The 15,348-nt window shown below is 49.2% G+C and carries 12 protein-coding genes and 1 pseudogene; 1 reads left to right on the plus strand and 12 read right to left on the minus strand.

Annotated features, from left to right (window positions below):
- Positions 1-5: 5 nt before the first annotated feature.
- The 6 genes and pseudogenes from CBR65_RS09340 to CBR65_RS09365 form a co-directional block, all read right to left on the minus strand.
- Positions 6-4,391, minus strand: coding sequence for a pilus assembly protein (locus CBR65_RS09340; RefSeq protein ID WP_087466598.1), 4,386 nt, complete (start codon positions 4,389-4,391; stop codon positions 6-8).
- A gap of 18 nt (positions 4,392-4,409) precedes the next feature.
- Complete coding sequence (locus CBR65_RS09345; protein WP_087466599.1) at positions 4,410-4,973, minus strand: PilX N-terminal domain-containing pilus assembly protein; 564 nt, start codon at positions 4,971-4,973, stop codon at positions 4,410-4,412.
- Between the two features lie 21 nt (positions 4,974-4,994).
- Positions 4,995-5,753, minus strand: coding sequence for a PilW family protein (locus CBR65_RS09350; protein WP_087466600.1), 759 nt, complete (start codon positions 5,751-5,753; stop codon positions 4,995-4,997).
- A gap of 131 nt (positions 5,754-5,884) precedes the next feature.
- Positions 5,885-5,956, minus strand: a pseudogene (locus tag CBR65_RS22705) (prepilin-type N-terminal cleavage/methylation domain-containing protein); the annotation flags it as partial.
- 12 nt (positions 5,957-5,968) lie between these two features.
- Positions 5,969-6,349: a type IV pilus modification protein PilV gene (gene pilV / locus CBR65_RS09360; RefSeq protein ID WP_087466602.1), complete on the minus strand. Its 381-nt coding sequence runs from the start codon at positions 6,347-6,349 to the stop codon at positions 5,969-5,971.
- On the minus strand, positions 6,339-6,899 hold the full coding sequence (locus tag CBR65_RS09365) for a GspH/FimT family pseudopilin (RefSeq protein ID WP_087466603.1): 561 nt from the start codon (positions 6,897-6,899) through the stop codon (positions 6,339-6,341). Before CBR65_RS09365 ends, pilV begins: the two co-directional genes overlap by 11 nt.
- 307 nt (positions 6,900-7,206) lie before the next feature.
- Between CBR65_RS09365 and CBR65_RS09370 the strand changes: the two genes are divergently transcribed.
- The gene (locus CBR65_RS09370) at positions 7,207-7,731 is read left to right on the plus strand and encodes a GspH/FimT family protein (protein ID WP_087468998.1); all 525 of its coding nucleotides are present in this window, start codon (positions 7,207-7,209) and stop codon (positions 7,729-7,731) included.
- Positions 7,732-7,806: 75 nt separating this feature from the next.
- On the opposite strand, the gene ispH is transcribed toward CBR65_RS09370, so the two are convergent.
- The 6 genes from ispH to murJ form a co-directional block, all read right to left on the minus strand.
- Entirely contained in the window at positions 7,807-8,754 is a 948-nt protein-coding gene (ispH, locus tag CBR65_RS09375; protein ID WP_087466604.1) for a 4-hydroxy-3-methylbut-2-enyl diphosphate reductase, read from the minus strand.
- A gap of 4 nt (positions 8,755-8,758) precedes the next feature.
- Positions 8,759-9,208, minus strand: a complete 450-nt coding sequence (locus CBR65_RS09380) for a peptidylprolyl isomerase (protein WP_087466605.1) — start codon at positions 9,206-9,208, stop codon at positions 8,759-8,761.
- Positions 9,201-9,698: a signal peptidase II gene (gene lspA / locus CBR65_RS09385; protein ID WP_087466606.1), complete on the minus strand. Its 498-nt coding sequence runs from the start codon at positions 9,696-9,698 to the stop codon at positions 9,201-9,203. The genes CBR65_RS09380 and lspA overlap by 8 nt, the downstream gene beginning before the upstream one ends.
- Positions 9,699-9,753: 55 nt before the next feature.
- On the minus strand, positions 9,754-12,552 hold the full coding sequence (ileS, locus tag CBR65_RS09390) for an isoleucine--tRNA ligase (RefSeq protein WP_087466607.1): 2,799 nt from the start codon (positions 12,550-12,552) through the stop codon (positions 9,754-9,756).
- A 9-nt stretch (positions 12,553-12,561) separates the two neighbouring features.
- On the minus strand, positions 12,562-13,512 hold the full coding sequence (gene ribF / locus CBR65_RS09395) for a bifunctional riboflavin kinase/FAD synthetase (protein WP_087468999.1): 951 nt from the start codon (positions 13,510-13,512) through the stop codon (positions 12,562-12,564).
- A 121-nt stretch (positions 13,513-13,633) separates the two neighbouring features.
- Complete coding sequence (murJ, locus tag CBR65_RS09400) at positions 13,634-15,217, minus strand: murein biosynthesis integral membrane protein MurJ (protein ID WP_198300918.1); 1,584 nt, start codon at positions 15,215-15,217, stop codon at positions 13,634-13,636.
- Positions 15,218-15,348 lie beyond the last annotated feature (131 nt).

The raw sequence follows: 15,348 nt of genomic DNA on the forward strand, positions 1-15,348 counted from the left end.
GTTTATTAACGTAGTTGTCGCCAAGACATACGGCCCAGCATTGCTATACTTCCACAACCATCTTCACTAGTAAGCTCCCCGTTTGAGCCTACCGCTAAAATCTTCGCCGGGAACTCTCCTGACCCACATGATGTTACTTCTCCTTCTCCGACTTCTCCACCTTCGCCAGGCTCTTGGGACGGATCTTGTGGATTAAGAACACCGAAGCCTAAATCTCCAAGAATCAGGAACTGATTAAAAACATTCCCGTCGAGAATTGTGTGACTCGTATATTTATCACCCACCGCAGGCACTTCCATAATCCAGCTACTACCACCAAATTCACAAGGTATAGCTGAAGGGATCAACGAGGCAAAGATTAATTTATCGAAAAGCAGTAAAGGTTTGGTAGTAATGCGCTCCCCTTGTGTAGGAAAGTCCATATACCAACCATCAACAGTAGACCAGCTAACCTCATTATTTGCTATTGTGCGATTACCGTTCGCAGCCACTATAGTTTTTTGATGAAGGCTTTCACGGCCTGTAACCTGCTCGCCTTTATCGACTATTGCATAAAAGCTTTGTACGGGTACATTAGCAGTATTGTCACTTTGGTAGGCGTACTGGCCCGTACCAAAATAAACCATTACAGAGTTATTCTTTACTGCATTAAGCCCTAACGTAGGAGGTGCAGTTATGGGTTGGGGTTGAGGATTTTGCCCAGGCGTCATAGCTCGAAACAATGCTACTGCATCCCAGTTGTCGGAATCGGCATCTGAAAGATCAAATTTCCACATATACCCATTTAAGTCCCCGGCATAAGCTGCAACCACCACACCGCTAGTGTTGGGCAATAGCTCCGGAGCTGACAGTCCACTGCCGCTGGCAGATGCAATAATCGCGTTAGCTTCACCACTTTCGAGGTCGACCCAAAATAAACTAGATGAACCCGCTTCATAGCCATTTCCAAATACTGCGGCCCATCGAATTCCGTCGCCGCTCTTTAAAGGCACAATGAAAGGACTACCGGTTACAAAACCTAAGTTGGGTATGTTATTAATTTCAAAAAGCACCTCAGGAGAGGCGGGGTTAGTAACATCTAACCCAAACACACCCTTACCACCGGCACCGAGCGTTCCAACGATTATACTTTTCCACTCACCATCCAAATAAGCATCGCCAATTGCTATAGGCCCGTCGACGAGATATTGGTGCGGATTACCTGTACCGCCTCGACCGTATCCGACCTTGGTAATGCTGGCAAGCTTGGGGTATACACCAGCGGGAACATAAGCGAAAGTCTCTTGTAAATTGGTGGCGTTAAGTGCGTGCAACATTCCATCGTTCGCCCCGACAAACACGTGAGGTGTCCGCTCTCTTTTGGCTGCTAAAAACGTTCTATAAGAAGAACCTGCTGTGCCAGGTAACCGATCATAACGCATATCCGTTCCGCCCAAATAAACAGGGCTTGAATTAACGATATCACCCATCAAGCGTTCATTATTTCCCGACTTCTCCCTCACTCGCAAACCATCTACTACCGCGCCACGCAGCCAATTAACTCTCGACTGACCAAGCTCTTCCGAGCCACCATCTTGTAAGTAGTTCTTCTGTGTATCACTAAGGTTAGCCCATTCGAAATTTACTTTTTCTGCTCCGTCATAGGTAAAAACTGTTCGAGTCGTACTATTAATAACACCAGAATGCAACGTGTCATTTGTACTTATAGCTTGACCATCCACTTCACCCTGCTCATCAAATTCATATGCCAATAATTCTCCAGACCAATCTTTGCTATTGAATCTAGCTTGATATAAAAACGATCCTTCACTAAGCCGGGTTGAATTTGTCGCAACAGCAGATGCTGAACCAATGCTATCTGCGACGCTTGCAAATGCATTACGGAGTGATGCCTCCAGTTGCCTGGGGTCAGTTGCAAAAAAGTATGTTTCTGGTGAAGCTGCAGCAATTTGTTCGTTTGTTGCCGCATCATCAACATAACCACCCCACTTGGCAGCATAATACAACGGTTGCTCCAGTAGCTTGGCGGTAGATGTTCCTATCGTGTATTCCTGATGGCGCGCATCAGCATGTGAACTATTGCAGGGACCAGCAGTGCCAGATGTACGACAGGTACAGCGAGATCCATCTGTGGTTGTACAGCTTTCACCATAGGTAAAGCTGTTTACGCCCGAGTGCACATGGAAGCCGTCATTTGTTGTGCCGCTGATAACATAACCGAAACCCATTGGATCGCCAGTAGATTGAGCAATTACCTGGGTCGTAACAGTTACCTCCGTGTTAGTTACCACGTAATCAATTACGCCCCACATGTCCTGGTCGAAGTCGCCTCCCTGTTCACTATCCTCCCAGTTAACATATAGCTTGCCTGTATTAGCTGTTTCATCATTAACTTCAACATCAAACTGTTGATCTACAATTTTGAAATCCACCAATGCGCAGTTAGCTGGTGTTGTCAAAGTTGAATTGATATTGCGACAAGCAGGTAAAATAGTGACAGTTTTTTCAGCTACCCCACTTGAACCACCAGTGCCTGGAACTTTGACGATTACTCGAGGTACAGCAGGGGCCAATGCAACGCCATAAGTTCTCACTTTTTGCCGCCCTGTACCTCGGGTTACACCCTCCAGCGGAATGCCAGTAGTTCTCGCGTAATGCGCCAAACCTGCTATTTTGTAACTACCCTCTAGGCGAGGGGCATCCGGACAGGTTCCACTTGCATTGGCTAAATTTGCGACAGTTTTAGCTGTACATAACTGGTCTGTATTGGTGCCATTACTGCCAATAAAGTAACTCTGATTATTTATTCCCTCGGCGGTACCAACAACGTTCGTAGCTGCCGACACATCCGCCAAACCGATATCCTCCGCATCCAGTTCATCCCCATCAAATGAACTGGTAGATGCATTAAATTGAATAACACTCAGTGGAGCACAATAGTTATCATTTGTAATGGGCGGCGTTCCCCATGCTGCCGTATTAAGACCTTCGATACGATCAGAATCATCCGCTGAAAAATCCTCACTTACCGATTGACCTGATAAGTATCGCAGTGACTCCAAGAAAATTTCACTTTGAGGATTCCCCCAGTTAGTGCAATGCCCATTATTAAATGAGCTGCGGGACCATAAACAACCATCGCTTCCGCCTGAATCAACGCCATGACCACCGTTATGATAGGTCCCATCGTCAAAGCGGTAGCCATATATCCGCAGCAAATCCAATGTTTGAATTATTCCATAATGTGTTTCGTCATTGTCCGGACGAACAAAAGTGCCATTCGCATTTATTTCGTCTGTCATAACACCAATTTGTTTGCGCAGCACACCACCCGACTTATTATTTACATAAGACCCAGTCATCAAGCCGAACTGAATCAGGCCAGTCGCCCCGTATTCTTGCAAGAGCCCAATGGGTTTCCACTTGCCATTATACGCAGCGCAATTTTCATTATTTTCATCACCGATCAAGCCCGCCACACATACCCTAACTCGAGTTCTGAAGTCGCTACTGCCTAGACGTCGACTGTTATCTCCACTACCCTCCGGACTAGATGTATGCGCCTTAATACCACTTGAATCTGGGTCGTTGTCATTGCTTGCTGTACCCCACCGGCATTGCCATCTTTCGTTACTTGCCCACAACGAATAGTTGCCTCGCGCAACTCTCATTCGAGGCAGGCCTGTGTCCTCCTGTGATAAATTGTCACGATCTGTTGGCTCTGTTGTATTACAAATAGTGATACCTGAATTATTGTTATCGGCACCCATAGTGACGCTGTTACTTGAGTCAAATGGAGTTAATTTATCAATATCGGTGCCGTTATAATATTTTGCAAATGAGTGGGCATCCTGCGGCAAAAAGGCTCGCTCTAGCACAGTTAAGTCAGCCGTATCGCCATCAGATGATCTCATGCCGCCATATAGAATTTTTCGTACAGCGTCCATTCGTGTCATAGTCGCCCAGTTTAAAAAATTACCACTCCACTCGCTTCCCGAATTGGTGTTGCCCGAAAAATTGCAATACTTATCATCATCTGCGAATCGAGTCGGATTGAAGCGATTCTGATTCGAGTTATAAACGTAACACTTCGCGCTATCAAAATATCCATAATAGTCGTAGGCGTGGATATAAGTTGTATCCGCCCTTCCATCTCTCACCCCACCCGTAGCATTAGTGATATCCGAATAGTCATCATAAAGCTTAAAAAATAACTGATGGTCACGTGACATGTTCAACATCATAATTGGACGCACAGGTTGCGCCAGGAACAACGGGTCTTGGGCAGGAGCAGACATCACACCATGTGTTGTTATGATGGATAAGAGGCCCGTCATCAATGACAACCCGAACTTATGATTGACGATTCCGAAAAACTTTTGCCAACTCATACAAGGTGCTCCGATGTTTTAATTCAGTGTTTTATAGGTGGATTGGACCACAGCCTCTGCCGTGGAAGAAATCCCCGTGCTGTAGCTACTGACGCGGAAAAATTCAGGTTCGGGAACATCCTCCATACTACCCACACCAATTCCGCTGCTATCCGCTCCCGCTATTTTCCCTATAGGAGTAATAATCCGTTCTATTACATAGCGGGGTGTACCAACCTGTTCAATTTCAGGTGCAGCAATAGAACTACCCTCAGCTACCCAATCATCCGCATCCCAATCCTGTATAGGGGCTTTGGTTGAGGTCGGCAGCTGCAAGTCAGTCCATAATCCATCGCCGTTAAATGCTGACGTTTTTGATACCGAATTTATTGTCGACTCACCCACTCGAAGCCCCGCTTCAGCCCCTTGAAATGACAAATTCATGTCTCGCATATTACCCGCCATAATTTCCTGCATGCCACTACCTCGTACCGCAGCAAGTCCCACGATAGTAATCAGCAGCACCATAATTAATCCAACGATTAGTACTGCTCCACGCTCTTTTTTTAAGGCGCACTGTTTAATAAAAAGATGGCTTTTCATTCACATACTCTCTGTTGAAACTTATTGCATATTGCTTCGAATCGCAATGGTGTTTAAAAACACTTGCCGCAACCGCAGGTCAGGTGCTGTTACCTCGGCACCAGCAAAGCTATATTTTTGTCTCTGCTCCAGAACATTATCGTCCACGCTCGCTATCACCATTTCAATTCGCACACTATTAACATCAGACCACATTGGGGCTGGTGTAGTCGGAACATATCCTGGTGCACTATTGCTGCCAAACGTAAGCCTCAATCGTTCCACCCCCTCAAGAAGCTCTTGCCCATCCTCACCGTCGACGCTCTGCCATAAACTGGGTCTAGCTGCATCAGCGGTACTGGGTGCAATGTAATATACATAAGTCCTTACCGGCACGAGCTCTGCGCCTGTAGTAAAATTATCTGCTGCTATAACACCACCACCAATCTTTAATGTTGTCTCACCACTGGATGTTAACTGGTTAACCAGAAAAACTCTGGTGTCGATGCAATCTGAAGCTGCGACAACATCGCCTACGCATATCCCACTACTGCAGTTATCTTCTATATCTGAATCTATGACTTGAGCGGAAAAACTATTTACTTCGTTAGAGCCAGCCGCTAATAGTGGTACTCGATCTGCTGTGCGAACCACTAATATATCGGACCCTGCAATCGGGGCAGGAGACAAATTGATACCCCCAGGCACAGTGGCAAACCCTTGGATGCCCTCCGCAAAGTCTCGGTGGAATCCTGCCACATTACCTGCTGTGTCAGAGAAAGCCCCGAACGACTCGTGCATCCCATGTATCCCGCCATTCTTATATCTCGCGCCATAAACTCCACAGCCAGACGTCCGGTTTCCTGAACACGAGACATAGCTTGTTGAGTAGCAAAAGTCACTCTGCTGGACAAAAATACCTGAATAACTCCCGCCATCAGTATTAGCCCGAGCGTAATTGCAATCATCAATTCAATTAATGATAATCCTGCTTGCTTCCGCATAAATGGAATCTCTTAGATACGCGTTGTGTAAGTAAAAGTTGAACTCTCACCACCTTCATTTAGCCCGTCCTGCTCCGCCCATGTAATAGTCACAGTACATACGCGACCATCACAATCGACATTTGCGACACCGCCTGGAAGAGATGCAACCATAGCAGCTCTGTCACTCTCACCAGGCTCAACAACAGCGCCGGTTACCGGACTGTTGATTCTCATTTGGTCGAGCATATCGTAGGCAATAATATTTGCTTGTGATCGCAAATAGGCACTGTGGTTATAGTCAAGCGAGCGTGTCTGAAGTGCTGCAATAGCGAGAAGCGAAGTCGCAAGAATCAGAACAGTAACCAATACCTCAATCAAACTCACACCAGAGTTTTTATCTTTACTGTTCATCTTCGGCCTCCGCACACAAGGCTGCTTTTGAGTTCACCATACCTGAGATACCAATGGTGATAGTGCGCGCAGCCTCACCAGAACAATTGGCTTGTTTGGCCGTTGCGCTTATAGGATTTGTAGAGCCGTTAACCTTCGCAAGAATACCCATACCAGCAAACCGAATAAAATTCACTGCTGCATTGTCTCGACTAACATTTATTTCGGCATTTCGATTCATATCGTTCCATACGCGCAATACCTCCGATACAGTTACTGAATCTGCGGTCTCTGTTGCCCCGTCAACGAATGCAATCCAACCATCTGACCAGTTGTTACCACATGCTGTACCGTCGTCGTTACTTGGGCAAAGGGAAACGGATGAGCGACGTTTTAGCGCTTCAACACGCGCAAAGTTAAGAGCCGTCACAAACTCTTCTCCAATAGCAACTGAAGTATTCCTTTGAATTATTCCAGTAAAGCTAGGCACCGCTATGGCAATGACAATCGCCAACACAGTCAATGTCACCATCAATTCAATTATCGTAAAACCCACTTGATATTTACGCATAAACTCTATTCACCTAAAGTCTGGAACCCGGTTTTTAACTGCGCCACTATACCCATTCACACAGAAATTAAAGAATAAACCTGTCACCAATTTATGTAGAATCCGTCATAAAACCTGCTGAAAAAGGCTGGACGCATGGTTCTTCGATGTTTATATTGGCCCACGCTATCACAAGCTGCTTGGTGTAGAGCAGTTTCAACGATACGCGGTCAACAGGGATGAATGAACGGCAGGACGACCACGGGCTGTGGATAGGCTGCGGTTAAATTGTCTCGTAACTTACTGTTTTTTCAAGGATGATTGTCTTATGCCGGCACGCGGTTTTACGCTTTTTGAGTTATTAGTCACCCTCCTTATTTTGGTATTACTTCTCACGATAGGTGTGCCAAGCCTCTCGCATCAGATTCAAAATACCCGTACTCAAGCTGCTTTACAGGACTTGCTTCAGTCAGTGCAGCACGCCCGTACACTCGCTGTCAGCCAGAATCAGCGCGCGACATTAGTGCATAAAGGAAGCTGGGGGGATGGATGGGAGCTTTTTATTGACGCAAACAATAACGGAATACGCGATGGCAACGAGGCACTTATTTTTGAAGGAACACAACCGGAAGGAGTAAAAGTGTATTCCAATGGTCCAGTTCGGGATTACATTTCCTTCATCGGCACCGGCGAAAGCAGGAAGGTTGGCCGCGCTAATGGTGGCAGCTTTCAAGCTGGGACCCTGCGTGTTTGCCCTGAAAACGAAGGTGATGGCTTCCAACTGGTACTTGCCCGTAGCGGCAGGATGCGTATCGAATCCGTTTCAGCTGATACATGTGTAGCTTTTAATTAATGCTGCACAAATCAGAAATCCCGTTGAGCCGGTGCCTCTTTTTTAGCCCCACCCTAAAAAAGCTCTATGCCGGATTTATCCGACTTCCTGACTACGCAACGCTTTAGGCAATGAAAAGCTGATATTTTCAGGAATCCCCGGCAGCTCTTGCGGCGCCTTGGCGCCGTGGGCGCACAACCGCTCGATGACTTGTTGCACCAAAACTTCGGGGGCGGATGCGCCCGCAGTGATGCCGATACTGGCTTTATCCTGCAACCATTCGCAACGAATATCATCCGGGCCGTCAATCAGATAAGCCTCGGTACCGCACCGCTCCGCCAATTCGCGCAGACGATTGGAGTTGGAGCTGGTGGGCGATCCGACAACTAATACCAAGTCGCACTCCAAAGCTAACTGACGTACAGCGTCCTGGCGGTTGGTGGTGGCATAGCAGATGTCATTTTTGCGCGGGCCCTGGATGCTGGGGAATTTTTCACGCAGGGCATCGATAACCTTGGCTGTATCATCCATGGACAATGTTGTTTGAGTGACGTACGCCAAAGCATCAGGGTTTTTTACTTGCAGACGAGCAACATCCTCTTCATCTTCAACAAGGTATATCTCGCCGCCGTTCCTGTTGTCGTATTGCCCCATGGTGCCTTCAACTTCCGGATGGCCTTCATGGCCAATCAGGATGCACTCACGACCTTCACGGCTGTAACGCATCACTTCCATATGCACCTTGGTGACGAGCGGACAGGTAGCATCGAAAACCTGGAGGCTGCGCCGCTTCGCTTCTTGCTGTACTGCTTGTGAAACACCGTGGGCACTGAAGATGACAATGACATCATCCGGCACCTGATCCAGCTCATCGACAAACACAGCACCGCGCTCGCGTAGCGAATCCACCACAAATTTGTTATGTACCACTTCGTGGCGCACATAAATCGGAGCGCCAAACACGTCGAGCGCACGATTCACAATGTCGATGGCTCGATCAACACCGGCACAAAAGCCGCGCGGATTGGCAAGTTTAATTTGCATAGTGTCAATGTACCTGTGCAGGTTCTATACGCAAGATGGCCACATCAAACAGGATGTCGCGGCCCGCCAGTGGATGATTGAAATCAACAATAACCCGCTCATCATCAAAACGTTGTACAACACCGGGTAATTCAGTTTTCTGCGCGTCAGCGAATGACAACATCAGCCCCTCGCTTAATTCGATATCCTCACTGAACTGATCCCGTGCGATTTCCTGAATATTGTTAGGGTTACGCTGGCCGAAGCCCTCTTCCGGCTTAATCAAAAAAGTGTCGCGATCACCCTCCTGCATGCCGAAGATGGCTTTTTCAAACCCCACCAATAAACTGCCGTCACCCACGGTAAAAGTAGCGGGATCGCGTTCAAAATTGGAGTCAATTACATCCCCATTCGCGAGCGTCAGCGAAAAATGCAAAGTGACTTTTGTACCTGGTCCGACGGTTAATTCACGCATTGACTGGCTTTTCCTTGGTGAAAATCATATCGGCAATCAACAGAATGGCGCCTAGGGTAATGGCAGAATCTGCCAGATTAAAAGCAGGCCAATAGTAATCCTGATAATGCACCACAATAAAGTCGACAACATGGCCCAAGACAACACGATCATAAACATTGCCAATGGCGCCACCGAGGATCATCGTTAAACCGAAAGCTTCCAGTTTTTTGGTGGCCGCGATGCGCGCAATCCATACAACCAGTACCGCACTTACAACAATGGCCACCGCCGTAAAAAACCATCGCTGCCAACCACCGGCATCACTCAAAAAGCTGAAGGCTGCGCCCGGGTTATAACGCAAGGTAAAATTAAAAAACGAGGTAAACACCACCGGCTCATTGTACGTCAATACGGCTTCGACCCAGTGCTTGCTGATTTGATCCAGCACAATCACCAGGAGTGCCAGGCCATACCAACGCCAGGCTTGAGCAGGAACTTTATTCAACATGAATTTTCCCTAGTAACATCATTAAATAGTGAGGCTACATCATTAAGTATTGAGACTATGCAAATTGGCGTTGCTCACCCTTGCCATCCACGTTTTCAACACAACGCAGACAAATTTCCAGGTGATTGGCGTTAGCCCCTACATCGGCACGATGATGCCAACAGCGCGCGCACTTGGTGTGGGCAGATTTTTTTACTGCTACACGTAAACCACTCAGCGCCGTGGCTTCTGCATTATTTGCTTCACTGGCGGGACGAACTTCAGCCGTTGAGGTAATCAATACAAAGCGCAATTCGTTACCTAATTCTTGCAGTTTCTGCTGTAAATCCTCATCGCAATAGAGCGTGACTTCCGTGCCCAAGCCACCGCCTACTTCACCGCTGTTGCGCTTGGCTTCCAGCACTTTATTGACTTCATCCTTCACTTGAGCAACTAAATCCCAATAGCTATCAGCAAATGAGTCGGAGGGCATGGACGGTAAGTTATACCACTCAGCAATAAACACAGTTTTATCCCGCTCGCCGGGAATCAATGGCCACATTTCATCCGCAGTAAAGCTGAGAATGGGAGCAATCCAGCGCACCATGGCCTCGATAATGTAATGCAACGCCGTTTGTGCTGAACGGCGCGCAAGACTGTCGGCTTTGGTGGTGTACTGACGATCTTTAATAATGTCGAGATAAAACGCCCCTAACTCGACCACACAAAAATTGTGCAGCTTTTGGTAAATAAGGTGCAATTGATAATTGTCGTAAGCTTTGATGATCTCTTTTTGCAGTGCAGCGGTACGACCAACAATCCAGCGATCCAGTTGCAGCATTTGCTGCATATCCACCGCATGGACAGATGGATCAAAACCGTTGAGGTTCGACAGGATAAAACGCGCCGTGTTGCGAATACGACGATAAGAATCTGCCGTGCGTTTCAGAATTTCATCCGACACACTCATCTCGGTACTGAAGTCCGTTGCCGCTACCCACAGGCGCAATACATCTGCGCCCAGATCATTCATGACTTTTTGCGGCGGGATAACATTACCAATGGATTTGGACATCTTGCGCCCTTGCGCATCCACCGTGAAACCGTGAGTCAATACGGTTTTGTAGGGCGGCACGCCGTTGATCGCCATGGACGTTTTCAATGACGACTGAAACCAGCCGCGATGTTGGTCAGAGCCTTCCAAATATAAATCTGCAGGGAAACGTAACCCGACACGTTGTGCAAGTACGGCGTAGTGCGTTACACCGGAATCAAACCAGACGTCCAGGGTATCGGTAACCTTTGTGTAATCTTTGACATCAGCGCCGAGCAATTCAGCCGCATCCAGGTCAAACCAGGCATCCATTCCGTTTTGCTCAACTTTTTGCGCAACGGCCTCTATCAGGCGCGGGGTTTCCGGATGCAATTCCTGGGTTTCTTTGTGCACAAATAACGCGATGGGAACACCCCAGGTGCGCTGCCGGGAGATACACCAGTCCGGTGAGCTCGCGAGCATGGCATCAATGCGCGCCTTACCCCAATCGGGCACCCAACGCACCCCTTCTACGGCTTCAGCAACCTGCTCACGCAAATGGTTTTTACTCATACTGACAAACCATTGCGGCGTCGCACGGAAGATCAACGGCGTTTTGGTTCGCCAACAATGTGGAAAGCTATGCGTGATTTTGCCTTGTGTCAGCAACGCTTTGTTTTCTACCAGCAAGGCGATAACTTTTTCGTCAACCTTGTACACATGATCGCCGGCGAAGATCTCAACATTGGGGCGATAATACCCATTGTCGTCGATATAGTTGAGCGTAGCTATGTCGTACTTCAAACCAACCGCAAAGTCATCTGCACCATGATCAGGAGCAGTATGAACAAAGCCAGTACCGGCTTCTGTGGTTACGTGGTCGCCCAGAATAATCGGCACCTGGCGCGCGTAAAAAGGATGTTGCACCTGCAAGTGCTCCAATACGGCACCTTTGCAGTAACCGACAACTTTAAAATCGGCGATGCCTGCGCGGGCCATCACGCTGAGCAATAAGTTTTCCGCTATTAACAGACGCTCTTCGCCCACCTGAACCGCAACATAATCGATGTCGGCATGCGCACTGACGGCTTGGTTAGCAGGTAATGTCCAGGGCGTTGTAGTCCAGATGACGAGCGATATCTGTCCGCGCCCGGTTAATTTACCCAGTACATTTTCAACGGCATCTTGATCGACAAACGCAAACTTTACGTCGATGGAGAAGGACGTTTTTTCCTGGTATTCCACCTCTGCTTCTGCCAACGCAGAGCCACCCACCACACTCCAGTAGACCGGCTTGAAACCTTTATGCAGATGGCCATTTTGAGCAATCTTGCCCAAAGCGCGGATGATGTCTGCTTCGAACTTATAATCCATCGTCAGGTAAGGATTATCCCAATCCCCGAGCACACCCAGGCGAATAAAATCCTGCTTCTGTCCAGCCACTTGTTTAGCCGCATATTCGCGACATTTTTCACGGAAGGTTTTTACATCAACCTTATCGCCAGCTTTGCCGATTTTTTTCTCCACGTTGTGCTCAATAGGCAACCCGTGACAGTCCCACCCTGGGACATAAGGCGCATCAAAGCCACTCAAGGTACGGCTCTTGACGATGATGTCTTTCAGAATTTTATTGACGGCGTGGCCGATATGAATATCGCCATTGGCGTAGGGCGGACCATCGTGCAGGATAAATTGCTCGCGACCGGCACGGGCTTGACGAATTTGCTGATAGATATTGTTGCCTTGCCATTGCTTGAGCATTTCGGGCTCACGTTGCGCAAGATTCGCTTTCATCGCGAAGTCGGTATTGGGCAAATTCAATGTCGCTTTGTAATCAGTCATGATCCACGGTCAACTTAACGTTTGAGAGTTAAAAAAATCCTGCGCCTGGTTAATATCCTGCTGCAATTGTGCCTGCAAGGCGTCCAGCGAAGGAAAGCGCTGTTCATCGCGCAACTTTTGGTGAAACACCACATCAATCATGGTGCCGTAAATAGCAGTAGCAAAATCAAACAGGTGAACTTCCAGAATGGGCTTTTTATCGCCACTCACGGTTGGGCGCACGCCGACGTTTGCCACACCCGGATGAACATCACCTTGCCTGAATCTGGCCGACACCGCAAAGACACCATGCAAGGGCGAGCGATAACGCCACAGGTGGATGTTCGCCGTTGGCACACCGAGCTTGCGACCCAGTTGTTGGCCATAGCCCACGCGGCCGGTAATACTGTAGGGACGCCCCAGTAATTCTTCGGCCTGCGCAAAATCCCCCTGCTCCAGCAAATGCCGGATGCGTGTACTACTGACACGCTCACCATGCAGCAGAAGCGTGCAGGTATCGCTTACGGTAAAGCCTCGTTCGCTGCCGGCTGCTTGCAAGAGATTAAAATCGCCCTTGCGATCACATCCGAAGCGGAAGTCATCCCCCACCACCAGATGTTTGATGTCCAACCCCCGCACCAACACCTGATCAATAAATTCCTGGGCCGACAGGCGACGCAAGGATTCGTTGAACTCTATACACAACACGCGGCTGACACCGGCAGCAAATAATGCCTGAATCTTTTCACGCAGGCGCATCAAGCGCGCGGGCGCTTTGTCACCGGAAAAAAATTCGTGCGGCTGGGGCTCAAATATGATCACTACCGAGGGCAATTGGTGCGCTTCAGCCGCTTGCGCCAGTTGACGCAGAATCGCCTGATGGCCAAGGTGGACGCCGTCAAAAGAACCGATTGTGGCGACACAGCCCCGATGCCAGGGACGCAGGTTATGCAGGCCGCGAATAAATACAGGGGGCGCCAGAGTCACAGAGCTGCCACATTGCCTCGATTGGGTGTTAAAACGAACGCGGGAGTATACAGGAGCAGGCAATGCCAGCCTACCCCGCCGCCCCGGCAGACAGCGCCCGCCGCTATCGCTATATTTAGACGTGGCGGAGATCTTTCAAGCGCATACCGACCGCCAATAAAGCGACGATATAAACCACGAAACCTGCCCCACATAATCCACCCAAGCGCAGAGCGCGCTGAAGCCAATCCCATGCGGCCCAGTCATTCCATACCTGAAGCAGGCCCAGCAGCGTCAGCACCATCGCCAGATTTGCGATGCCGTAGCGCACCAGCAGCATCCGCCAGCCCTGTTCGGGACGATAGATACCCGTGCGACGCAACCCGCGATAGAGCAAACCCGCATTGACGTAGGCGGCCAAGGCAGTAGCCAGGGCCAGACCGACATGCCCGAGATTGAAAAGAAAATACAGCGGCGCGACAAACACCGCCTTCATCGCGATATTGGCAGCCACCGCGATAACGCCGATACGGACCGGGGTCTTCATGTCCTGGCGCGCAAAATATCCCGGCGCCAACACCTTGATCAGCATAAATCCGAGCAAACCCATGGCATAAGCCTGGAGGCTGTATGAGGACATGAGGATGTCGCGCACGGTCATCTGGCCGTGATGGAACAGGGTAAACAGGATCGGCTGAGCCAGGATCATCAAAGCCAATAAGGACGGCAAGGCAATCAACATGATCATCCGAATCGCCCAATCCAGGGTGCGATTAAAGTGCCCGGCGGATTGGGCGGCGTGCTGGCGCGACAAGTTGGGCATGATGACCGTTGCTACGGCAATCGCAAATACACCCAATGGCAGCTCTACAAGCCGATCCGAATAGAACAACCAGCCCACACTGCCATCTGGCAGAAACGACGCCAGGATGGAGTCGAGCATCAGGTTAATCTGGCTGATCGATACGCCAAACAGCGCCGGAACCATCAATGTCAGGATGCGCCTGACACCTGGATCGCGCCAATCCAGCCTGGGCACCGGCAGCAAGTGAATCTGCCGCAAAAACGGCAGCTGGAACAGGAGTGATAAAACGCCCGCCAACAATACCCCCCACGCCAGGGCAAATACTGGTTGAGAGAAGAACGGCGCCGCGAACCAGGCAGCGCCGATCATGCAAATGTTCAGCAATACCGGCGTAAATGCAGGAATCGCAAAGCGGTCATAGCTGTTAAGTACCGCGCCAGCAAAACCGGTCAAGGAAATTAACAACAAATACGGAAAGGTAATGCGGATGAGGTCGCTCAAGAGCGCAAATTTAAGCGGGTCATTCAGATAACCTGAGGCAAAGATGGCGGCCACAACCGGTGAACCAATCACCGCCAGCACCGTCACCAACAACAAGACTGACCCAAGGCAGCCCGCCACACGATCCACCAATGCCTGGACAGCAGCATGACTGCCGTTTTGGCGGTATTCGGACAGCACCGGCACAAATGCCTGGGAAAAAGCACCTTCGGAAAATAATCGGCGGAAGAAATTCGGAATCTTGAAGGCCAGGAAGAAAGCATCCGCTGCACCACCCGCCCCCAGCACATGAGCCAGCACCTGGTCACGCACCAACCCCAATACCCGCGACATCATAGTCATAGAGCCTGTCACAAGGCTGGAACGCAGCAGGCCGGCTCGGGGTTTATTGGGGACTGAAGCGTGCTCGGACAAAGTTTGTATCCCTGTATCGTCATCTTAAGGAGGCGCCATTATCCATGCTTCTCCTGCGGAGATACAGCCCGCTCCCCTATCCGACCAAAAGAGCTTTTCCATTTAATCGTTGACAATCCTTCCGCCCGAGA

Origin of the sequence: Cellvibrio sp. PSBB006 (genome assembly GCF_002162135.1) — a bacterium.
Classification (GTDB): domain Bacteria; phylum Pseudomonadota; class Gammaproteobacteria; order Pseudomonadales; family Cellvibrionaceae; genus Cellvibrio.

What these genes read in the sequence shown, in the direction of transcription:
- CBR65_RS09345 (WP_087466599.1), bottom strand. Translation starts at nt 4,973, where the DNA reads ATGAAAAGCCATCTTTTTATTAAACAGTGCGCCTTAAAAAAAGAGCGT.
- CBR65_RS09365 (WP_087466603.1), bottom strand. Translation starts at nt 6,899, where the DNA reads ATGCGTAAATATCAAGTGGGTTTTACGATAATTGAATTGATGGTGACA.
- CBR65_RS09380 (WP_087466605.1), bottom strand. Translation starts at nt 9,208, where the DNA reads ATGCGTGAATTAACCGTCGGACCAGGTACAAAAGTCACTTTGCATTTT.
- pilV (WP_087466602.1), bottom strand. Translation starts at nt 6,349, where the DNA reads ATGAACAGTAAAGATAAAAACTCTGGTGTGAGTTTGATTGAGGTATTG.
- CBR65_RS09340 (WP_087466598.1), bottom strand. Translation starts at nt 4,391, where the DNA reads ATGAGTTGGCAAAAGTTTTTCGGAATCGTCAATCATAAGTTCGGGTTG.
- CBR65_RS09350 (WP_087466600.1), bottom strand. Translation starts at nt 5,753, where the DNA reads ATGCACGAGTCGTTCGGGGCTTTCTCTGACACAGCAGGTAATGTGGCA.
- CBR65_RS09370 (WP_087468998.1), top strand. Translation starts at nt 7,207, where the DNA reads ATGCCGGCACGCGGTTTTACGCTTTTTGAGTTATTAGTCACCCTCCTT.
- ispH (WP_087466604.1), bottom strand. Translation starts at nt 8,754, where the DNA reads ATGCAAATTAAACTTGCCAATCCGCGCGGCTTTTGTGCCGGTGTTGAT.
- lspA (WP_087466606.1), bottom strand. Translation starts at nt 9,698, where the DNA reads ATGTTGAATAAAGTTCCTGCTCAAGCCTGGCGTTGGTATGGCCTGGCA.
- ileS (WP_087466607.1), bottom strand. Translation starts at nt 12,552, where the DNA reads ATGACTGATTACAAAGCGACATTGAATTTGCCCAATACCGACTTCGCG.